Raw genomic sequence first — 22,530 nt, 5'->3', positions numbered from 1 at the left:
GGATAAAGAAGTACGGATTAAAAAGTTATATTTTTTTGATAAATAACTAGATGTCAATTAATTGTTTTAGATCACAAACCTCTAAATATTTCATTTAAGAACAGAATCAAATTGAGTCATTTAGAGGCGTGTTTTGAGTGATATATTACTTATTTATAGAAAGCACGTTTCAATGCCATTTCTAGACCACGAACTTCAGCCAAGCCTTTCAATCGACCAATTGCCGAGTAACCTGGGTTAGTGGTTTTCTTCAGGTCATCTAACATTTGATGGCCGTGATCCGGACGCATTGGAATTAAGCGATGGTCACCCACTTCTGCACGACGGTGTTCTTCATCCAAGATAGCCATCACAACGTTGTACATGTCCACATCACCATCTAGGTGCGCTGCTTCATGGAATGTCATTGGGTTGCTTTCTTCACGCTTGGTTGAGCGCAGGTGCGTAAAGTAGATTCGGTCACCGTGCTTTTTAATCATATTGACCAGATCATTGTCGCCACGAACACCGTATGAACCCGTACACATCGTCAAGCCATTCATTTTGCTCGGTACATGCTCGGTCAACCAATCAATGTCTTCGATCGTTGAAACGATACGAGGTAAGCCTAGAATGGGACGCGGTGGATCGTCTGGGTGAACCGCCATCTTCAAGCCATTCGCATCACAGATAGGCATCAGCTCAGCGAGGAAGTAAGACATGTGGTCACGTAGTTTATCTTTGTCGATTCCCGCATAGCGATCTAGCTGTGCTTGAAACGCTTCTAGTGTGTAACCTTCTTCAGCGCCTGGCAGGCCAGCGATGATGTTGTTGGTCAACTGCTGAATTTGCTCTGGCGTCATGTTGTTGAAGTAATCCAACGCTTGCACTTGCTCTGACTCTGAATAGTCCGATTCTGCACCTGGGCGCTTCAAGATATGCAGCTCAAATGCCGCAAACGCGATTTGGTCAAAACGCAGTGCGCGAGAGCCATCAGGCATTTCAAATTCTAAATCGGTACGCGTCCAGTCCAACACGGGCATGAAGTTATAACAAACCGTATCGATTCCACATTCTGCAAGGTTAGACAGGGTTTGTTTATAGTTATCAATCCACTGCTGGTAGTTGCCAGTTTGAGTTTTGATCTCTTCGTGCACAGGCACGCTTTCTACAACCGACCACGTTAAACCTTTCTCTTCGATAATGGCTTTACGCTTAAGGATTTCTTCTTTTGTCCAAACTTCACCATTTGGAATATGGTGCAGTGCATTCACAATACCAGTTGCGCCCGCTTGACGAATATCGTCTAGCGAAACTTGATCATTAGGGCCGTACCAACGCCACGTTTGTTCCATGAGACTTACCTTTCTTTAAGACGCACTTAGCCGGCTTGAATTAATCAAGCTAAATGCAATAACGACTTCTTAATGGCAGCAATGACAATTACTGCCCGAGATAGCACCGGTCTACGCCGGTCTAAAGACGATTACCTATTTACAACCTAGTGAATGAATCAGCTTTCAAGAGGAGCCTTGTCGCTGAATTCAACTTTAACTTCAGAACTAGCTTTCTGAGCTAAGCAGCACCACTGGATTGGAGCTAAATAAGTAACCATCAAAGTTTGGGTCATCAATGTCTGACAGCGCTAACAAACGCTGTTTAACATTCTCAAGGTGTTGCCACATTGCGTTCTTAGCAGCGACAGGGTCTTTGCGCTGTAAGGAGGCGAGGATACGAGCGTGATCATCTAACCATTCTTCACGGTAATCTTGACCACTGATGTGAGAGTGGAGTTTATTCCACATTGGACTCTTTTCGCGTCGCTCCCAGGATTGTTTCAACATATCTACCAGCACAGAGTTTTGAGTGGCCTCTGCAATACACATGTGAAATCTTTCATCTCCGCTGCAATCGGTGGTGCCGCTTGCAAGCTCTTCGCGCTCGAGTTCGAGTGCAGAGCGCATCTTAATGATGTCGCCCGGAGTGACCTGAGTTGCCGCAAACTCCGCGATATTACTTTCTAGTAATTGGCGGGCCTGCAGCATCTCGAATGGACCAGCATCATCGCTGACCACATTCTCGCGAGAATGAGTTGGAATGTTCAGGACATAAACACCCGACCCTTTTTTCACCTCAACTAAGTTTTCAAGCTCCAGCATGATGATCGCTTCACGCACCACAGTGCGGCTTACATCTAGACGATCAGCAATATCGCGTTCTGGAGGTAACCTATCTCCGACCTTATACAGGCCTTCAATCAGTTCTTTTCTTAGTACTAACCCTATCTCCTGATAAGGTCTTTTCGGCTCGAAAGGCATCATGATGATATTGTCACTTCTTTCCATTGTATTTCTCTCGCCATCATAATGACCAAATATAATTGGTCAACCTCTATATCTTAAAATGCAGTAACACCTTGTTTTTGTATTACTCTTTTTTCTATATTTGCTCGTTATTCAACAGCCTGAATACGGTCAATCAATGCGCTCAATTCTGGGTCCGCTTTATCTAGCGCGTCGTACATAGGTTGAACCGCTAGTGCGAACGCAGCCTTGTCTGGTTCCACAAAAGTTACGCCCATTTTCTCGGCTTTAGCACGCTCTTTTGCTTCCGATTCAGCCCACAATTTTTTCATCAATTCAGATGAATCACTTGCCGCTTTCATTAGTGCATCTTGTTGTTCTGTAGTCAGTTTATCGTATGCTTTGGTTGAGATAACCAACACATCCGGAACCATCGTGTGCTCATCTAAGCTGAAGTATTTAGACACTTCGCTGTGACGGCTCAAGCTGAAAGAAGGAATGTTATTTTCAGCCGCATCCACGACACCTTGCTGTAGTGCTGTGTACAACTCACCGTAAGCGAGTGGCGTTGGGTTACCGCCTAACGCTTTCACCATCGCAATTGCTGATGGGCTTGGTTGAACACGAACTTTCAAACCTTTCAGGTCTTCTGGTGTGTTAATTGGTTTATTGGTATAGAAGCTACGCGCACCAGCGTCGTAGTAAGTCACACCAATAAAGCCGCTATCACGAGAAGAGTTAAGAATGTCACGGCCTACTTCACCATCAGTTACACTGTAGTAGTGCGCTTGATCTCGGAATAAGTAAGGCATGTTGAATGATGAATAAGCAGGAGAAAAAGCTTCTAATTCAGCAGCATTACTTTTCACCATATCTAAAGCGCCGTTCTGCATTAGCTCCATAGATTCGCGTTGTGTACCCAGTTGAGCATCAGGGTAAATACGAATACGCACTTCACCATCTGTCATTTCTCGTACTTCTTTTGCCATAAACGTCATCGCTTCATGCACTGCATGGTCGCGTGGGTGGTTATGGCTCAGTTTTAATGTTGTTGCTGCATAAGCAGAAGCTGTTGCGCCGAAAGCGAAAGTAGCACCAACAACCGCACTAATCAGAGTTTTACGCGTCATCATCATTCTTATTCTCCGTGGATTGGTTATCCAATGTGTAGGGTATTTATTGTTCTTAGGCCATATTGGCGATCAAAAAACCAACCGTCAAAGCTGAAATCAGAATTGATTGACCAATATCACAATAAAAACCCACAAATTGGTCAACCAAAACCATTTGTGAAGTTGCTCACGCCAACCAAAGAATGAATAGCTTATGATTCGACCAGATTTTTGAACATCCCTACCCCTACATAGAAATAATTTCTTACATTGGTAAACCAATTGTTATGAGATACGCAATTTTGTTGAAAGGAAATAAACATGAATAAATTGGTCAGTTACATAAATAAAGGGTTGGCCGCCTTTACAGTGTCTCTATCGTCTTTCTTAGTGCTGTGTGTGATATGGCAGGTTCTATCCCGCTATGTTATTGGCAAACCAAGTACTGTGACCGACGAGCTCGCGCGTTACCTCTTTATGTGGGTAGCCCTAATTGGTGCCGCTTACACAACAGGTCTGAAACGCCACCTTGCCATTGACCTATTAACAATGAAGCTGACTGGCAAGCGCAAATTAATCAACGAAATCGTTATCCAAATCGCCATTGCAACCTTCTCTTATATCGTTCTAGTACACGGTGGAAGTCAGCTTGCAGCTAAAACGCTTGCGATGGGACAGCTGACTCCGGCACTCGGTTTAGAGATGGGTTACATCTACTTCTGCTTACCGATTAGCGGCGCGTTAATGATTTTTTACTCCGCCGTATTTACCTACGAACGCGTTAAACAATTAATGTCAGGTGACGATTTGATCACCGACTCACAACTTGATTGATAGAAGGATTTCACAATGGAATGGCAAGTAATACTGACCTTATTCGGTAGTTTCGCGGTACTGCTTACAATCGGTGTACCGGTCTCTTTTGCAATTGGCTTATCGTCACTAGCAACCATCTTAATGAGCTTACCGCTTGAACCTGCAATCGCGGTGGTTGCTCAACGTATGGCCGCTGGCCTTGATAACTTTGCGCTATTGGCAATCCCGTTCTTCATTTTAGCGGGCAACATCATGAACCAAGGCGGCATCGCGCTGCGTTTGATCAACTTCGCGAAAGTGTTAGGTGGTCGTCTTCCGGGTTCATTGGCACACGTAAACGTGATGGCAAACATGATGTTTGGTTCGATCTCAGGGTCAGCGGTTGCATCGGCGGCTGCAGTAGGTGGCACCATGTCTCCCCTGCAAAAGAAAGACGGCTACGATGAAAACTTCTCAGCAGCGGTAAACATCACTTCGTGTCCAACCGGTCTATTGATTCCGCCAAGTAACACGCTGATCGTTTTCTCATTAGTTTCTGGTGGTACTTCCATTGCGGCGTTGTTCTTAGCGGGCTACATCCCAGGTCTAATCATGGGACTCAGCATCATGATTGTGGCGGGTATCATTGCAAAACGTCGTGGCTACCCACTTGCAGAACGTCCTTCAATGTCTGTGGTATGGGACACCTTCTTAAAAGCGGCACCTTCTTTAGCGCTAATCGGCATCATCATGGGTGGCATCATTGGCGGTATCTTTACTGCGACTGAAGCTTCTGCAATTGCTGTGGTATACACCTTCGTTCTAGCGGTACTTATCTACGGTGAAGTGAAATGGCGTGAGATTCCAAAGATAATCCTTGAGTCTGCAGTAACGACATCTATCGTATTGTTGCTCGTTGGTGCATCAATGGGCATGTCTTGGGCGATGGCGAACGCCGATGTGCCTTACATGATTGCTGATGCATTACTGGCGGTTTCTGATAACCCGCTAATGATTCTATTGATCATCAACATCATCCTGCTGATTGTGGGTATCTTCATGGATATGACACCAGCGGTACTGATTTTCACACCAATCTTCTTACCAATCGCGCTAGACCTAGGCATCGACCCTGTTCACTTCGGCATCATGATGACCTTCAACCTTGCTATTGGTATCTGTACGCCGCCAGTGGGTAGTGCTCTATTCATCGGTTGCTCGGTTGCCAACATTGCCATCGACAAAGTCATCAAACCTTTGTTGCCATTCTATGCTGCGCTGATTGCAGCCCTAATGGCCGTTACTTTTATCCCAGAGCTGAGCTTGTTCCTACCTGAATTAGTACTGGGCTACGGTTCGTAATTAGGTCGCAGACACATTCTAAGACTGCTAAACACTCAAACGCTTTATCAAATAATAAAATCCCGCTGGTTCGCTGGCGGGAAAAGGAACTGAATAATGAAGACTGTTGCTAACTCTACGCTGCCAAACACTGTATTACGACCTGACTACGACCGTTCAACACTCCAGAGCCGTATCGTGCACCTTGGTTTTGGTGCCTTTCATCGTGCGCACCAAGCGCTGTTCACCAATGAAATGCTCAGCAAAACCAACACTGATTGGGGCATTTGTGAGATAAACCTATTCGGCGGCGAAGATTTGATTGAATCACTTCGCGCGCAAAACCACCTTTACACCGTTGCTGAAAAAGGCGCAGAATCCACAGACGTGAAAGTGATCGGTTCAGTGACCGAATCTCTTCATCCAAGCTTAGACGGCATCAAAACCGTATTAGAAAAAATGGCCGAACCTCAAGTGGCTATCGTGTCTATGACCATCACAGAGAAAGGCTACTGCGCTGATCCAGCGACAGGAAAACTCGACAAAAATAACCCATTAGTCATCGCTGACCTAGCTAACCCAAGCGAACCTAAATCAGCATTAGGTTACATTGTCCAAGCCCTCAAAATTCGACAAGAACGTGGCTTAACACCATTCACGGTCATGTCTTGCGATAACGTGCAAGAAAACGGTCATGTAGCAAAAGCAGCGATCATTGAGTTTGCTCAACTGCTTGACCCAGAATTACGTGATTGGATTGAAACCAATGTCACTTTCCCATGCACCATGGTTGACCGCATCGTACCTGCAGCAACAGAAGAAACACTAACAGAAATTGCAGAACTGCTAGGTTGTGAAGACCCATGTGGCATCGCCTGTGAACCCTTCCGCCAATGGGTAATTGAAGATAATTTTGTTGCGGGTCGTCCAGACTGGAATGTTGCTGGTGCAGAGTTCGTAGAAGATGTAGTGCCTTACGAAGAAATGAAACTGCGCATGCTCAATGGCAGTCACTCTTTCCTTGCTTACCTTGGATATCTTGGTGGCTACGACCATATTTCCGACACCATGACAGATGCAGGCTACCGAAAAGCCGCTTTTGACATGATGATGAAATCACAAGCACCTTCGCTAACGATGCCTGAAGGGACTGATTTGGAAGGTTACGCGACCTTGCTGATCAACCGCTTCACCAACCCAAGCTTGAAACATAAAACCTGGCAAATCGCGATGGATGGCAGCCAGAAGATCCCTCAACGTATGGGTGGCAGCTTACAATTCCATTTAGAGCAAGGCTCAGATTTCTCGTGGCTTGCAACCGCCATCGCTGGCTGGATGCGTTATGTATCTGGCGTTGATGAGCAAGGCAATGAGATCGATGTGCGCGATCCTATGGCAGATACACTTCGCCAGATCTGCGACCAGCATGGGCTCAATGTTTCCGTAGTTCCGGCATTGCTTGCAGTTGAAGCGATTTTCCCTGCCGAGCTAGGTCAAAACCCGCAGGTCATTGATGCAGTAAGTTCAGCGTACCAATCACTAATTGAACACGGTGCCGTTGCGACCGTGGCTGCGTTATAAGGAATACAAACAATGAAGAATTTCTTATGTGAAGACTTTTTACTGTCAAATGAGACTGCACGCCGTTTGTACCATGAACACGCAAGCCACCAGCCGATTTATGACTATCACTGCCACCTAAACCCGGCAGAAGTGGCTCAAGATCGTCAGTTCGAAAACATGTCTAAGATTTGGCTTGAAGGTGACCACTATAAGTGGCGTGGCATGCGTTCAGCAGGGATTGATGAACGTCTGATTACTGGAGGTGCTAGCGATTATGATAAGTTCATGGCATGGGCTAGAACCGTCCCTCAAACCTTAGGTAACCCACTCTACCACTGGACTCATTTAGAACTACGCCGCCCATTTGGTATTACTGGCACTCTATTTGGCCCAGAGACAGCCGACCAAATTTGGCATGAAGGCAACGAGCTATTAGCGACACCGGAATTTAGTGCTCGTGGCATCATGAAGCAAATGAATGTGGTGATGGCAGGGACGACAGACGATCCGATTGATTCTCTTGAACACCATAAAACGATCGCTCAAGACAGTTCATTTGATGTGAAGGTTCTACCAAGCTGGCGCCCAGATAAAGCGTTCAAAATTGAACTTGATGGCTTTGCTGATTACCTACAAAAATTAAGCATGGTTGCTGACGTTGGAATCACTCGCTTCCATCATCTATTGAGTGCCTTAGACAGCCGCCTAGCGCATTTCAACGACCATGGTTGCCGTGCAGCAGACCATGGTATCGAAGTGGTTCGCTACGCGCCGGTTCCATCAGAATCCGATTTAGATGCTCTGTTAGCTCGACGCCTCAATGGCGAAACGCTCACCGATTTAGAATGTGCACAGTTCTCAACAGCGGTTCAAGTGTGGTTAGGCAAGCGTTACGCTGCAATGGGTTGGGTAATGCAGCTTCATATTGGTGCTCAGCGCAATAACAACACGCGTATGTTCCAACTGTTAGGCGCTGATGCAGGGTTTGACTCGATTAGCGACAAGACGTTTGCCTTCGAATTAGCTCATCTGTTGGACGAGATGGATCAAAGCAACGAGTTACCTCGCACCATCCTTTACTGCTTAAACCCTCGCGATAACGAGATGATGGCAACCATGATTGGTAACTTCCAAGGTGGCGGCATCGCGGGCAAAGTTCAGTTTGGTTCTGGTTGGTGGTTCAACGATCAGAAAGACGGCATGCAACGCCAAATGGAGCAGTTATCTCAACTTGGTCTGCTTAGTCAGTTTGTTGGAATGCTGACTGACTCTCGCAGCTTCTTGTCGTACACACGCCACGAATACTTCCGCCGAATTCTGTGTGACATGCTTGGTCGTTGGGCTGAAAACGGCGAGGTGCCAAACGACATGTCACTGCTTGGCCCTATGGTCGAAGACATCTGCTTTGGAAACGCAAAACGCTACTTCGAAGAGAGGGCGTAACCCATGAAACATATCGCCATTATTGGTGAGTGCATGATCGAGCTTAACGGCAAACCGTTCGGCTCAATGCATCAAACGTTTGGCGGAGACACACTCAATGCTGCGGTCTATCTAAGCCGCGGCTGCGAGGCCAACCTCAATCAAGATGACATCAAAGTGTCCTACGTCACGGCTTTGGGCGCAGACCCGATTAGCAAGGGAATGTTAGAACGCTGGCATCAAGAAGGGGTGTCGACTGAACTTGTTCTACAAGACAGCCAACGTACTCCGGGTCTATACCTGATTCAGCTTGATGACGCAGGTGAGCGTACCTTCTTATACTGGCGTAATCAGTCAGCAGCACGGTACCTGTTGCAACATCCAGATTTTAGCCAGATAAAACAAGCTTTGCGCAACGTCGATATGGTCTTTCTCAGTGGCATCACATTAGCGATTCTACCCGAGCAAGATCGTATCCAGTTATTGAACATCTTGGTTGAATTGAAGACGCAAGGCGTTGAGATCGCCTTCGACAGTAACTTCCGCCCTGCGCTTTGGCCACAGGACGAAAACCAAACCGTCAAAAACAACTACCAAGCCATGTATACATTGACGGATTTAGCATTGGTGACATTCGATGATGAACAGTTAATTTGGGGAGATAGCTCTCCAGAGGAAACTATCGAACGTCTAACGGCGCTGGGGGTTAAGCGATGCATCGTCAAACTGGGTGCAGATGGCTGCCTCATTCAAGATGCCACAATTCAGGGTGACATAAATCCAGATTCTGGTACCGCTTCGGCTCCACGGGCGGTGCCGACCCTACCTGTTGAACATGTCGTTGATACGACCTCGGCAGGAGACTCATTCAATGGCGGATTTTTATCTGCTTACCTTGCGGGCGAAGACTTAACAAAGTCATGCCAGCGCGGCAATGCCATGGCAGGCGTCGTTATCCAACATCGTGGTGCCATTATTGCAAAAGAACTAACTCAAACGGCCATCACAGCCATTTAAGGAATACCAATGTCTAACATCAAACAACAACTAAAAACACTGAAAGTTATCCCTGTGATCGCTATCGACAACGCTGAAGACATCATCCCTCTGGGTAAAGTGTTAGCTGAAAATGGTTTACCTGCAGCAGAAATTACATTCCGTTCGGAAGCTGCAGTTGAAGCTATTCGTCTACTTCGTGAATCACAACCAGATATGTTGATCGGCGCAGGCACTGTACTCAATCGTGAGCAAGCGATCGCCGCAAAAGAAGCAGGCGCAACGTTCGTCGTTTCTCCAGGGTTTAACCCAAACACGGTAAGAGCCTGCCAAGAGATTGGTATTGATATCATTCCTGGGGTCAACAACCCGAGCACAGTAGAAGCCGCTCTAGAAATGGGCTTAACCACATTGAAGTTCTTCCCAGCTGAAGCATCAGGTGGCATCAACATGGTTAAGTCACTTCTTGCGCCTTACACGGATATTGAGATCATGCCGACCGGTGGCATTAACCCAAACAACATCAAAGACTACCTAGCGATACCTCGAGTACTCGCATGTGGTGGTACTTGGATGGTGGATAAGAAGCTGATTGAAGAAGGCAATTGGGAAGAACTGGCTCATTTAACTCGTGAAGCCGTTAAGTTAGTCAATTAACCCTAATGCAATAGCAACTTCAATATTATATCTAGCCCTCCTTTTGGAGGGTTATTTTATGGTTGAGCATTATTCTTTCAAAGTTAATATTTAATCGTGATCGATAGCATCTTAAAAATAAAGGCTAAATATGGAAAACTGGATAACACAAGGTATTGGCGGCCTGGCTTTTTGTATCGGTGTAATGGCCTTTTGGCAAAAAGATGATATGCGTTTTCGCTACCAGATGATGATCTTTTGTTTTGTCATGAGTATCCATTTCATATTAATGGGTGCCATAGTGGCGGCTATAGGTGTCATTATTAATGCTATTCGCAGTTACGCATCGATAAAAACTCAATCACGCAAAGTGATGTGGTTCTTTATTGGCTTGATGTGGTGCATGACTTTGCCCAACATGAACCATTTCTTTGAGTTTATTACAGTTGTTGGTTCATCCGTTGCGACATGGGCACTCTTTTCAAGACAAGGCATCGCCTTGAGAACATTGATCTTATTCAATTCCTTCTGTTGGGCTAGCCATAACATTTGGATTGGTTCGATTGGCGGGTCCTTTGTCGAAATCACCTTTATTGTCACCAACATGGTCACTATCTATCGTTTACATCAGCGCAGATTGTTAACTATAAAATAGGCAATATATTTTTTATTCTAGATTTAAAATATGGAAGTAATACACCACTAATTAAGCGGGGTAATAATTGGATATCAAAAAAATAATCATAGATAAGTTTACGTTATTTAAAGTTCGTCAATATATTTCCAATACTAAATTGAATTAAATCACCAATTAAATTTATATGGTGATCCAAATCTTTAGTTTGATTGATTTTGGTTAACCAATAATCTGTTAATTATTAAAATTGGTCATGTACTTATTATTATACTAACAATAGGATCGTGACCATGAAGCGTCTTACCCGGACACCTATAGCAATCGCGTTGCTTCTTGCGGGATGCAACTCATCTGATAGCGACAATAACCTCCAGCAACCCCAAGTTCACTCTCGTGTTCATGATGTCTTGAACATTGAGGGTTACCAGTTCCGAGACTCTAACGGCAATGGAACACTGGAACCCTTTGAAGACTGGCGATTATCTCCAGAAGAGCGAGCAGCAGACTTGGTTAGCCGAATGACGTTAGACGAGAAAGCCGGCATGATGCTCATTGACACCTTAAACTCAGCCGAGGGTGGGCTTGTTAGCAGTGCCGGGCAAGACATGATTGCCGATGCCCAAATGACGCGCTTTATCTTCCGTAACAGCGTAGTTGAAACCCCAACTAACACACCTGATTGTGATGCTGGCCGTTCAGGCTGTCAGATAACCCCAACAGAAGCTGCCCAGTTCATGAATAGTGTTCAAGAACTGCGTGAACAAACTCGAATGGGTATCCCCGCTCTATTTAAGTCCAATGCTCGTAACCACATCGATCCATCTGCAAAAGCAGGGATCAACATTTCTTCAGGTGCCTTTTCGGCTTGGCCTAAAGAGGCCGGTTTGGCAGCCACTCGCGACATGGATTTAATCACTGAATTTGCTGGCATCATGAATGAAGAGTGGTCCTCAATTGGCCTGCGCAGTATGTACGGATACATGATGGATTTGGCGACAGAACCTCGCTGGTATCGAGTACACGAAACCTTTACCGAAGATGCAGATTTAGCATCTGACATTATGCGTTCACTGATCAAAGGCTTGCAGGGTGGCGGTGAGGTCAACGAAGACAGTATCGCGCTAACCATCAAACACTTCCCTGGCGGCGGTCCACAAGAAAACGGCGGTGACCCACATTATGACTTTGGTAAGAACCAAGTCTATCCAAAGAACAATTTTGATTACCACCTAAAACCGTTTATTGCCGCGATTGAGGCTGGTGCTTCTTCAATCATGCCTTACTACGGAATCCCTGTAGATCAAAAGTGGATGCCAAATGATGTTGGTATGTCTTTTTCAAAAGGTATTGTCACCGACCTGCTCAGAGACGAATTGGGCTACACAGGTAACGTGAACTCAGATACCGGCATTATTGGTGAGCGAGCATGGGGTGTAGAATACAAAACGATTGATGAGCAAGTTGCAATGGCGGTCGAGGCTGGAGTCGATGTTCTTTCAGGTTTCCATGATAAAGAAGTCATCGTGAAACTGGTCGAAAAGGATCTGATCACCGAAGAACGTGTCGACCTATCAGTAACACGCTTACTTGAAGAACAATTCAAGCTTGGCCTTTTCGAAAACACTTACGTTGATGAGAAAAAAGCCCAAGAGATTTTAGGCAATGAGAAGTACCAAGAACGCGCTGATTACGCACAGAAAAAGTCTGTCGTCTTACTTCAAAACACCAATAAGACTCTACCTTTAGCTGAATCAACCGCACAGGCTCCTGTTGCTCTGTATGTCATGGGAATGGACGAAAACATTGCTGGAGACGACAAGTACAACTTTACCGTGACTTCGGGTGATTACGAAGCGGGAGAAACGCGTCCACCAGTACCAGCCGATACGGACTATGCGGTTATTCGTGTTCGCGTATCTAACGAAGGTTCAGATCCTGATCTTATCTTTGGTGGTGCGAACCCAGACGAACTCGATATTCTTGCATTCAGTGAAATGGCTACAGCTGCATCTTGGCATATTGAACCAAGCCTAAGCGACATCAAAGCCGTTATGAGCGAAGTGGGTGCTGACAATACAGTATTGTCCATCAACTTTAGACAACCCTTCGTGCTAGACGATCAAAGTAATCTTAAGCAAGCCGGTGCCGTGATAGCCACATTTGGTGTCTCGGACAGCAACCTAATGGAAGTGCTTTCAGGCAACTTTGCTCCTCAAGGAAAACTGCCATTTGCTTTAGCGAACAGCGCCCAAGCCATTCAAAACCAAGACTCAGATTACCCTGGGTATGATCAAGCCGACACCCTTTACCCGTTCGGACATGGTTTAAGTTACGAATAATATTTGAGCTAATTCAGGCAGTGTTGAGCACTGCCTTTCCTTCTTAGATACCAAGGACAAAGTCATGGAACATATCTTACAACTGGGTTGGGATGACCACGCTATTCCACATAAAATCTGGATAGAACAATACTACGATGGGTGTCGTATCTGCTTGAAAGTCGTAAAAGACGTTGAGCCAGAAATGCTTTCATTGATCGTTCCAAATATTGATGTGCAAACCACTCATAAGGCGTGGCAAGGTAAAGCGACCAACATTACACCGGCCTATGATGACGGCGTGTTGTTCACTCAAACTCGCTCGCTATTCAATTTACCTCACGGCTGTGTGATCTGGGCGGTAACACATATCCAGATGCAAAATGGCTTAAAAATGTCGGCAGACAAATTGTGTTTCGTACCAAAATACAACAATCAAGATTCTTGTTTTAAGGTTCCAGCATAACGTAACAACAAGCTGAGTCGCTTATCCAACTTGGTGCTAATCTGCAAAAGAACCATAAAAAAGGCCAGCGTAAAAACGTTGGCCTTACTGCTATCTGTTATTCGTCAGAATTCAGAACTAATCAATCAACACCAACGAATCGAGAATCCCTTTACCACTGTGGATTCCACCTTCATTTTCGCTAGCGGGTTTACTGCGGATCAAGTAACCCGCGTAGCCGTCTAGCTCTGTTACTGGTTCACCTTTGAAGTAAGCGGTGAACAAACCCACTTCGCTGACTAAGTCTGTCACGAGCGTTTGTTGAGTGTCACGCACTGCAATAGTCGGCACGTCACGTTCATGCGGGTACAAGCGCTGCATCAATGCCCACGCGTCGTACTCTTCTGGTTTAAGCTGGCTCAGTTGTTCGCTGATGTCGTCACCAAATACGCAGTGGCCACCGCCCTCACCTTGGTTTTTCAGCACCCACTCTTGCTTATCAGCTTGCGTGTTAAACCACTCAATCGATTCACTGGTGATTGGCTTCATGTCAGCTAATACACTCTTGACCAGTTCGGCTTCTTCTAGCGTTAAACCCCAGCGGGCGTATTCTGCTGCTGGCATAATGGTCAGCAGCATTTGCATGGTTTTGCTGGTCGCTAATTGCTGGCTGATAGTCGCGTTCATTGCGACATGGTGTTGCTCCATAAACAAGCGAGTCTGACTTAGCGTGTGGCAACACACTGATTCATTTAGCTCTGGAGCCCAGTAATCTGAATACTGATAGCCAGCTCTTAAGTACACCACATCGACAGCGCCGACATCTTTCAATAACAAGCGTTGATTATCACCCGATGAAAGCTGACAGCTCAATTGTTCAAAGGTACGACGAACCGTGCGAATGCCCTGTTTTTGTAGCTCAACTTCAAGTAAATGTTGGTCATATACGTTGTCTTCGTTCTTCTGCACCACCATCAAGAACACAGGTTTATCTTGCTCATTGAAGTCGGCTTTCACTTGCCTTGCAGCATTAGCGATACCATAAGCCAACTGGGTTAAGCCTTGGTTTTCAGCTGGCACTGCTGACGGATCTTCCAACCAATGGTTATACACGTTTGGCCATTGGTTTTGCATGAATAAGTGAAATTCTGTTGCTCGCTGACCAAAAGGCGCCATTCCTGCAGCAATGCCATTAAACTCAATCACTTTGGCACCGTGTTGGCGATCATCCATGAAATCAGTGCGCATCAACAACAAAGGTTGTCGCGCTGGATTCAAGCGCTCATCCGCACTGCCATGGGCTTGTTGATGCAACTCCATCAAGCGACCAAAAAACGGATCGGCTTTCGCCATGTCGCTCAATGATGATTGTAAAAAGTCGTGGTCTTCAGAGACATTATTGATGAGCTTGGTGATCAGCGGTGTCACCTTCAACAGGTGTTCAAAAACCTCACGCTCAATACTCATTGGAGCAAGGCTAAAAGGGCAATGTCTCGCGGTATTGTCAGACTGACGAAAAGCGACACCGTGCATAATTGCCCACTCACAAGCATCTTCAATAACTTGTTGCGGAATCGATGGCATTGGATTCATTTAGATATCTCATTCTTGGCGGGCATTTGGCACCCGTAATAAGACGATGCTCATTCTAAAAAGACGAAATAAATTTTAAAAAAGTTATTTCGCCGTTTTGATCATCGTAGCTCGCGGTTTACAGCTGAGGTTCTTGGGTCTTATTGACTATGAGGTCGCGAAGCCATTTGTGGCTTGGTTCAGAGTCAAAGTAACGATGCCAAAGCAGAAACAAACCACCTGGAACCAACTCAATGGGAATTGGCTTCATCACCAGCTCGCCACTCTCAATATAGTCACGAACCGAGTTGTACGGATAACACATCAGCAAATCGCTTTGCTTGCACAGCTTTACTGCGCTGGTGATGTCCGACACGTTGGCGGCTTTGTTAATTTGAAGCTGTTTGGCTTGCAAGATTTCCAGTAGCAGCCAGTCACCAACGCCACCGGTCACTAACTGAATATGACGGTATTTAAGGAAGGCTTGCAGGTTCCATTCTTCTTGAAGCACTGGGTGATCATTGCGCATCAAACAAACAGAATAATCTTGCAGCAATTCGACATGGTTCAGCTCGGCAGGAATGTTTTGAATGTGGGTACTCGCCCTTTCATCGAGCTCAAAAATCCCTATCCCAAAATCGACCTCACGCTTTAGTAAGCGCTTAAAAGTTTCGCTGCTCCAAGTAGTGCTGTTTACCGTAATGTTCGGCGCATCTGCCAGAGCGTTAGGCATAAATTTAGGGTAAATCGCGGTATAAGCGGTTTCGACTAGATCGATATTAAAAGTGCGCTCGCTGTCTTTCGGCTCAAAAATGTCCGGCACGGTTAGCTGTTCAACTTGCAAAAGGATCTGATGAATCTTAGGCGCTAAAGAAGTAGCTTTCGGGGTTGGAAACAGACCTTTGGATTCGCGCTCAAATAGCGGGTCATCAAACAAAGTTCGCAGCTTGGTGAGTTGCTTACTCACCGCTGACTGACTAAGGAATAATCGCTCTGCTGTTTTGCTCACACTGCGCTCTTCAAGCAAAACGTGTAAACACAGCAGTAAATTCATATCACATTTGAGTAAGCTCTTAACATCTACCATGATATTCCTTAGATTCAGATTAATGATGACTTTATGTCACTTTAAATCATATCACAAACTTGTTAATTTAAGCCCATGTAACCTATGAGTTAATAACTCAAAAAATAATAGACCTAAGGAATACTCATGAATTTTCTAGCACTCCCGAAGATTGATCTGCACTGCCACCTTGACGGAAGTGTTCGTCCAGACACCATTATTGATTTGGCGAAACGGTACGGAATCGAACTACCTGAAGATCGCGATGCGGTTGTTCAATCTCTAACTGTGCCAGAAGATTGTAAAAACCTAGATGAGTATTTGGCTTGTTTCAGCCTGCCGCTACAAGTGATGCAGACTGAAGAAGCAATTGAGCGTATCTCTTTTGAGCTTTACGAAGACGCTGCACTAGAAAACGTTAAGTACCTAGAAGTTCGTTTTGCACCGATTCTTCACGTAAACAAGGGCTTGTCTCTTGATGCGATCATCGCAAGTGCGGTGAAAGGCATGAAACGTGCAGAAGAGAAGTACGACATCAAAGGCAACTACATCATGTCTGTACTGCGTATGTTCCCGAAAGATTCGATCAGAGATGTTATCGACGCTGGTAAACCATACCTTGGTAAAGGTGTAGTTGCGTTTGATATCGCAGGTGGTGAAAAGCCGGGCTTCTGTGCTGAGTTCCCTGAATACACGCAATACGCGATCGAGCAAGGTTACCGTGTGACGGTTCATGCTGGTGAGCAATGGCATGGTCAGAACGTTTACGATGCAGTAACACTGCTTGACGCTGAACGTATCGGCCACGGTGTTCACATCCAAGGTAACGAAGACGCATACAACATCGTTAAAGAGAAGCAGGTTGCGCTTGAAACTTGCCCAACAAGTAACGTGCAAACTAAATGTATTCACAAATTCAGCGACCACCCAATTGCTGAATTCAAAAAAGACGGCATCGTTGTAACGATCAACACAGACAACCGTACTGTGTCGAACACAACCATGACTAACGAAGTGAAGCGTGTATGTGAAACATTCGGCCTAACAAAAGAAGATTACGCTGAAATCTACAAGTACTCTGTAGAGAGCGCTTTTGCTTCAGATGAAGTGAAACAGCACCTAATGGGTTTCGTTGAGCAAATCTAATTTGGCAAAGAGTGACTGTTGACGCATAGCTTAGCCCACTTAAAGATATAAAATAGGAAGAGAACGGCTAAGGCTTTTCTCTTTTTTTATGCCTGTATATCCGTATTCTAATACCTATATTGACGAGTAAGATCTAAACAATGAAAACAGAACTCGAAAAAATGTTATCTGGCGAAGTTTTTGACGGTGCCGATCATGAGATTGACCAAATGCGCACCCATGCTAGCAAGGCGCTGTCGGACTTCAATCAATGTACAGACGCCACTCAACAGCCAAACCTGCAAACTAACCTATTTGGTAAAGTAGGCAGCAGCGTTGTCCGTCCCCCTTTTCATTGCGAGTTTGGTAAAACCATCGAGATTGGCGACGATACCTTTATCAACATGAACGTGGTGATGCTTGATGGCGCGAATATCAAAATTGGTAACAATGTATTGATAGGGCCAAGTACCCAGTTTTATACGGCATCTCACTCACTGGATTATCTCAGCCGCCGTAAATGGGAAACTTTCTGTCTACCTATTACGGTCGAAGATGATGTGTGGATTGGCGGAAACTCAGTCATCAACCAAGATGTGACTATTGGTGCTCGCTCTGTTATCGCGGCTAACTCTGTAGTCAACAGCGACGTACCGCCAGACTGTCTATACGGTGGCACACCAGCTAAGTTGATTCGATACTTAAACACTGAACAGCCAAGTGACGATAGCGAATAAGTACGAAACAACAACCCTGAAATGAATAACAAAAGAGGTGATGTTTTTAATTAAACATCACCTCTTTTTTGATTAGTTTACCGTGTCTCTTCTATCGAATGGACTTCGTTCCATGGCTTTTTCATACTCACTTTTCGGGCCACTCAAATACGTAGTTTTGACGAATTTTTCCCAATCATAAAACAGCGATGCTATTGGCTGATCGGTAAGCTGTGAGGGATCCCCATTGCTCTTAATGAGATCAACAAACGCCTCTTCTCCCCATGAACGTTCAATAAACTCACCGACCGTATAGCCAAGTTCATAAACCGCCGAGCTACTGTTCGGCTTGTTGTATAAGTCCTGAGCTAGACCATCGAAACGGCGACTGATGGCATGTCTGTTACTCATGTGGAACCAATAATCTTCCGACTTATAGATAGCGATCGCTTCCCACAACCACCGTGGATTGTTTGCAAAATTCGGATTTACTTGCAGAGTCAGCAAATGTACAAACTCATGTAGAGCGGTTTTATGAATTTCACCACCAAAATAGAGCAACCTAATCTCATTACTCTTAGGTTCGATATACCCCGTCGAGAACGCATATCGATATCCGATGCTTCTTTCTTGCTCGTCTAAATAGGCCTTTTGGTTTCGCCACACCCTAACGGTGACTGACGGCATAGAATCAAGCTCGAACGTTTTCATTAAGGGAGTGCGGTTAATCAATAAGGTATTATGAATGCTTGGGATAACGGAGGGTGACGTTCCATCGTAAAGAACATACTTGAACTGCCCTTTATCTGATTCATAGCAACCATCACATACTTGCTCACCACGAAACTGAAGCACGACAGCCACCACTAAAACCAGCACCGACGTAGTCAAAAACAAGAATGCAACGATAGACTTAGATGGGTATCTTTTCATTTTCTACATCCTCAAATTTGAACTTACCCGCCGAGGCGTCAGTCTATTAAATTAACGCAGAGAGCCTGCAAGCTATTTTCACACTGAACGGCATCGGTAAACTGAATAGCAGCCATACCCACAGCTTTCGCTCCTTCAACGTTATAAGGCATATCATCGAGGAAGACGGTTTCTGAAGCCTTAAGCCCATGATTAGATAACAGCGCTTGGTAGATTTCAGGTTGTGGCTTAAGCATACCAAGTTCAGCAGATACTGCCGCACCATCAAACAACGCCCAAAATTGATAGGTATTTTTTAAATATTCAACAATCTCGACCACATTGTCGGTAAGCGCGTACACACCATAGCCCGATCGCTTTACTCGCTCGATGAGTTCAACTGAACCGTGCAATAAGATCTGCGTTTGCTTAACGTAATAGAACAGGCGATCGCACTCTAACGGGGACAAGTCGAGTTCTTGTTGATAACGAAGCTTGGCCTCACTTTCGGTCAAGAACCCTTTGTTCAAATCCATCCAAATCGTACTTTGAAAAATAGAACGAGCTCGAGACTCCAATTCTTCAGTATCACCAAAAGTAAGCCGGGCAATTTCCAGAGGTGCCCAACGCACAATGACATTGCCTACATCAAACACCACATTTTTGATTTCATTAGAACTCATACACACTCCCATTATCACCATGTCATTGATGAAAAATCGACACAAAGTGCCGCGCATCAAGATTCATAGCGAACGTTTATAAATTAAAAGCCTTGGGTAGAATATACAATCAATAGAGTACAAAAAAGGCCATCATTACGACGGCCTTCTCAATATCAATAAACTAAGAAATAACTAACACAAATCAGCTTCTTAAGAGAATATGGTTGGTGCTTTAGAAGCGCAATACGCCTATACCTTTATTGTTCTTTTTCCATTGAAGTGGAGTTATTCCATTCGCTCGTTTAAACGCTCTTATAAATTGTGAGGCATCTGCGTATCCCAAGTGAAGTGCAATGTCTGCGATCGAATAATCTTGCTCTGTCATAACGCGCTTGGCGAATTCAAAAGACAGGGTCTCTTTAATGGTTCGAAAGGTCGTCCCTTCTTCACTAAGCGCCCTCTGGATTGTGCGCTTGCCCATTCGGTTTATCTGACCAAACGAGACCAAATCTACATCTACTCGACCAATATAAGGAAGTAATGCTTGTGTCACCTTGAAGGTGGAAGTAGTAGCCGTTGATACCGCTTTAATTGAACAATCTCGACCAATGGGGTTATACGAAATGCACGTCTCAGTTTGACCTAAATACTGTGGTGTTTCCGTTTGTATTCTCAACTCACTTAACGCACTAGCCGACACCGAAACTAAGTCGTAGCGAATTGGCTTATCAATATCAATCTGCTGAGATTTAAAATAAGCGTGGCTATAAACGATCAAAAACAGCTCAGCTTCAATACCATTGAGCGAGCTATTAGATACCAGAAATGAAAGCTTTAATAACTGTGAAGACGATTCGACTGACCATTGTTCAAACGGAAAAAGGGACAGAAAATCTTGAGCTGAAAGGTTAGAAAAATCTAGGTCGAAAGCGGCTCGTTGAGCACAGCCTAATAACACAGAAACAAACACCTCGGATGGTAATACCTTCCTCATGCCCTCTAAGAACTGCGTAAACACATTGAACGAGACATATTGAGCAGGTGAAGTATCCATTGAGAATGGCATGCTCACTTGAACTGCGAGCGCTTCTATCGCGGCGTGATATGGAGCTAATGACTTATCTTCTCGGACGCACTGCTGGAAATGACTCACAACACTCTTCGCAATCAATGGTAATTCAAGCATCAGTTCACGATTCCTTTGTCTTGTTCAAAACAGATCAAATCCACAATTCAACCCAATATCAGTATCAATTTCTGCATCAATACAGTCTAAGTTCAGTGGCACAAAATGCACATTTTACTTTTCTAGCTTAGCTACTATTACCTCAAGTTAACAAGAGGCGCTTTAAGTTTTTAGCATTAAGGCGAAATCACAATTCAGAACGTAACGCTTTGATTACAAAGTATGACAGGGTTATCAATTTTAAATAACTCAACGATACCGTCAGGGTCTACTATTAAATCTAGGCATAAATATAAATGGACTTAAGCCAGTAATTGAGAGGTTTTCATGTTTAAAAAGATAACGTTAGTAGCAGCAAGCATTGCAATGAGTGTTGGTGTTGCACAGGCAAGTGTTGAGAGTAAGACCTGGCCTGCATCAGATAAGGCTAAAACATTTGTTCAAGACACCATTGTCATTGGTATGCTCGCGAGCCCTTACGGTGCAGGTTGGCAGGACGAGCAACAGCTGTTGGATTACTTCCAAGATGCTCGTGATGCAGGTATCACAGGGCATGAATACACCATTACCGCTGCTGATCACAACTTTGATGACTTCTTGTTTCACCATCATAAACACCGCTCTGCGATGGCAAAACAACCTGACAATTTCATCATCGCGCATTCCAATAATGACATTGAGAAAGCGCACACCGAAGGCAAAACCGCCGTACTTTGGAACAGCCAAACTGCAACGATTTTGGAAGAAGATGTGACCAAAATGGCGATTCTAAAAGACATGGGCTTAAAAAGCATGATCTTGGCGTATAACGACATTTTCAGAACAGGTTCTGGTCAGTTAGCTGCATTTAACGGTAGAGATATTGGTCTAACCCCTTGGGGCGAGTCTGTTATTGATTCAATGGTCGAGTATCAGGTCATTCTCGATCTCAGCCACACAGGCTCGAAGACAGCAAATGACGCGATGGATTACATGGAAGAGAAGTATCCTGGAACCCCATTTGTCTACACGCACTCAGTGCCTGCTGGGCTTTATAAGAGTGAGCCAGATGCAACGCCACAAGGTTGCTACCGTGCTATTCCTGACGATGAAGCGATACGCGCGGCTAAATCAGGTGGCTACGTTGCCCCAACCTTCACCGAGTGGATGATGGACGGCGTTTGGCCTGAAGATATTTCTCCAGTGCAAGCTGCAGATATGATCGACTACTACGTGAAATTGGTAGGCGTTGACCACGTAGGTATCGCAACTGATGATATGTTCTCTACCGCAATGGTTGTGGATTTCGCAACCAAGAACGCGAAAATGTACGACGACGGCGGCTACATGATTGAGGCGTTCAACAAAGGCGCTACCGGTAATGGCGAACTGTCGAAGATCCTAGCGGCGATTACTGATGAACTTTGGAAACGCGGTTACAGCAACGATGACCTTGCCAAGATCTACGGCGGCAACAAGATGCGAGTGTACGCTCAAGTATCTGAGGGCGCTGACCCTGACGAGTTCCAAAAAGAGTATACAAAGCGTCTAAAGGCGCTCACCAAATTAAGAAATGAAAACTTAGCTATGTAGCTCGCAACCAACAAAGCTCAAACACTCGAAGCACGTCCTATCAGGCGTGCTTTTTTATTATCTACTTGCAGGTAACCTCGCCTTCACGCTTATCTAACCAAGAAAGAGAATGAAGTCACACACCCAGAAGTAACCCTTGAATTCGCACTCCAAAACACCCTATTTCTCA

20 protein-coding genes are annotated in these 22,530 nt (G+C 45.0%); 12 read left to right on the top strand and 8 right to left on the bottom strand.

Translation table 11 applies throughout. From position 1 onward, the window contains the following. Positions 1-149 precede the first annotated feature (149 nt). The 3 genes from uxuA to HRQ85_RS02390 all read right to left on the bottom strand — a co-directional run bounded on the left by uxuA (position 150) and on the right by HRQ85_RS02390 (position 3,415). Positions 150-1,334 (bottom strand): mannonate dehydratase, encoded by a 1,185-nt coding sequence (gene uxuA / locus HRQ85_RS02400; protein ID WP_172378577.1) that lies wholly within the window; start codon positions 1,332-1,334, stop codon positions 150-152. A 207-nt stretch (positions 1,335-1,541) separates the two neighbouring features. Further along, entirely contained in the window at positions 1,542-2,324 is a 783-nt protein-coding gene (locus HRQ85_RS02395; protein ID WP_172378576.1) for an FCD domain-containing protein, read from the bottom strand. A 107-nt stretch (positions 2,325-2,431) separates the two neighbouring features. Further along, positions 2,432-3,415, bottom strand: a complete 984-nt coding sequence (locus tag HRQ85_RS02390; protein ID WP_171349907.1) for a TRAP transporter substrate-binding protein — start codon at positions 3,413-3,415, stop codon at positions 2,432-2,434. Positions 3,416-3,715: 300 nt separating this feature from the next. Between HRQ85_RS02390 and HRQ85_RS02385 the strand changes: the two genes are divergently transcribed. The 9 genes from HRQ85_RS02385 (at position 3,716) to HRQ85_RS02345 (ending at position 13,568) form a co-directional block, all read left to right on the top strand. Continuing rightward, positions 3,716-4,228, top strand: coding sequence for a TRAP transporter small permease (locus HRQ85_RS02385; RefSeq protein WP_165906435.1), 513 nt, complete (start codon positions 3,716-3,718; stop codon positions 4,226-4,228). Between the two features lie 15 nt (positions 4,229-4,243). Further along, positions 4,244-5,551 (top strand): TRAP transporter large permease, encoded by a 1,308-nt coding sequence (locus tag HRQ85_RS02380; protein ID WP_050651086.1) that lies wholly within the window; start codon positions 4,244-4,246, stop codon positions 5,549-5,551. A gap of 96 nt (positions 5,552-5,647) precedes the next feature. Continuing rightward, entirely contained in the window at positions 5,648-7,111 is a 1,464-nt protein-coding gene (locus HRQ85_RS02375; RefSeq protein ID WP_172378575.1) for a fructuronate reductase, read from the top strand. 12 nt (positions 7,112-7,123) lie between these two features. Continuing rightward, positions 7,124-8,536 (top strand): glucuronate isomerase, encoded by a 1,413-nt coding sequence (uxaC, locus tag HRQ85_RS02370; protein ID WP_172378574.1) that lies wholly within the window; start codon positions 7,124-7,126, stop codon positions 8,534-8,536. Between the two features lie 3 nt (positions 8,537-8,539). Continuing rightward, positions 8,540-9,532: a sugar kinase gene (locus tag HRQ85_RS02365; RefSeq protein ID WP_172378573.1), complete on the top strand. Its 993-nt coding sequence runs from the start codon at positions 8,540-8,542 to the stop codon at positions 9,530-9,532. A 9-nt stretch (positions 9,533-9,541) separates the two neighbouring features. Continuing rightward, positions 9,542-10,168 (top strand): bifunctional 4-hydroxy-2-oxoglutarate aldolase/2-dehydro-3-deoxy-phosphogluconate aldolase, encoded by a 627-nt coding sequence (locus HRQ85_RS02360; RefSeq protein ID WP_017068137.1) that lies wholly within the window; start codon positions 9,542-9,544, stop codon positions 10,166-10,168. Between the two features lie 130 nt (positions 10,169-10,298). Next, positions 10,299-10,802: a YgjV family protein gene (locus tag HRQ85_RS02355; RefSeq protein ID WP_172378572.1), complete on the top strand. Its 504-nt coding sequence runs from the start codon at positions 10,299-10,301 to the stop codon at positions 10,800-10,802. Between the two features lie 272 nt (positions 10,803-11,074). Further along, positions 11,075-13,123, top strand: a complete 2,049-nt coding sequence (locus HRQ85_RS02350; RefSeq protein ID WP_172378571.1) for a glycoside hydrolase family 3 protein — start codon at positions 11,075-11,077, stop codon at positions 13,121-13,123. A 64-nt stretch (positions 13,124-13,187) separates the two neighbouring features. After that, the gene (locus tag HRQ85_RS02345) at positions 13,188-13,568 is read left to right on the top strand and encodes a hypothetical protein (RefSeq protein ID WP_172378570.1); all 381 of its coding nucleotides are present in this window, start codon (positions 13,188-13,190) and stop codon (positions 13,566-13,568) included. A gap of 117 nt (positions 13,569-13,685) precedes the next feature. Here HRQ85_RS02345 and HRQ85_RS02340 read toward each other — a convergent pair whose 3' ends face one another. Then, positions 13,686-15,140 (bottom strand): glutathione synthase, encoded by a 1,455-nt coding sequence (locus tag HRQ85_RS02340; RefSeq protein WP_172378569.1) that lies wholly within the window; start codon positions 15,138-15,140, stop codon positions 13,686-13,688. A gap of 118 nt (positions 15,141-15,258) precedes the next feature. Beyond that, complete coding sequence (locus tag HRQ85_RS02335) at positions 15,259-16,206, bottom strand: LysR family transcriptional regulator (protein WP_059017760.1); 948 nt, start codon at positions 16,204-16,206, stop codon at positions 15,259-15,261. 126 nt (positions 16,207-16,332) lie between these two features. On the opposite strand from HRQ85_RS02335, the gene add reads away from it, so the two are divergent. Both add and HRQ85_RS02325 read left to right on the top strand, forming a co-directional pair. Then, positions 16,333-17,331, top strand: a complete 999-nt coding sequence (add, locus tag HRQ85_RS02330) for an adenosine deaminase (protein ID WP_172378568.1) — start codon at positions 16,333-16,335, stop codon at positions 17,329-17,331. A 140-nt stretch (positions 17,332-17,471) separates the two neighbouring features. Then, complete coding sequence (locus tag HRQ85_RS02325; protein WP_172378567.1) at positions 17,472-18,047, top strand: sugar O-acetyltransferase; 576 nt, start codon at positions 17,472-17,474, stop codon at positions 18,045-18,047. A gap of 72 nt (positions 18,048-18,119) precedes the next feature. On the opposite strand, the gene HRQ85_RS02320 is transcribed toward HRQ85_RS02325, so the two are convergent. From HRQ85_RS02320 to HRQ85_RS02310, 3 genes are all read right to left on the bottom strand, one after another. Next, a complete protein-coding gene (locus HRQ85_RS02320) occupies positions 18,120-18,959 on the bottom strand; it encodes a hypothetical protein (protein WP_172378566.1) in 840 nt (279 codons plus the stop codon). A gap of 38 nt (positions 18,960-18,997) precedes the next feature. Then, positions 18,998-19,621: an HAD family hydrolase gene (locus tag HRQ85_RS02315; protein ID WP_172378565.1), complete on the bottom strand. Its 624-nt coding sequence runs from the start codon at positions 19,619-19,621 to the stop codon at positions 18,998-19,000. Between the two features lie 214 nt (positions 19,622-19,835). After that, complete coding sequence (locus HRQ85_RS02310) at positions 19,836-20,789, bottom strand: helix-turn-helix domain-containing protein (protein ID WP_172378564.1); 954 nt, start codon at positions 20,787-20,789, stop codon at positions 19,836-19,838. Positions 20,790-21,116: 327 nt separating this feature from the next. Here HRQ85_RS02310 and HRQ85_RS02305 point away from each other — a divergent pair, with 327 nt between their 5' ends. Continuing rightward, entirely contained in the window at positions 21,117-22,361 is a 1,245-nt protein-coding gene (locus HRQ85_RS02305; protein WP_048609972.1) for a membrane dipeptidase, read from the top strand. Positions 22,362-22,530 lie beyond the last annotated feature (169 nt).

Origin of the sequence: Vibrio sp. Vb339, assembly GCF_902751245.1 — a bacterium.
Classification (GTDB): domain Bacteria; phylum Pseudomonadota; class Gammaproteobacteria; order Enterobacterales; family Vibrionaceae; genus Vibrio; species Vibrio coralliirubri.
The sequence above is the reverse complement of the archived record's forward strand: the minus strand, read 5'-3'. Positions and strand labels throughout refer to the sequence as shown.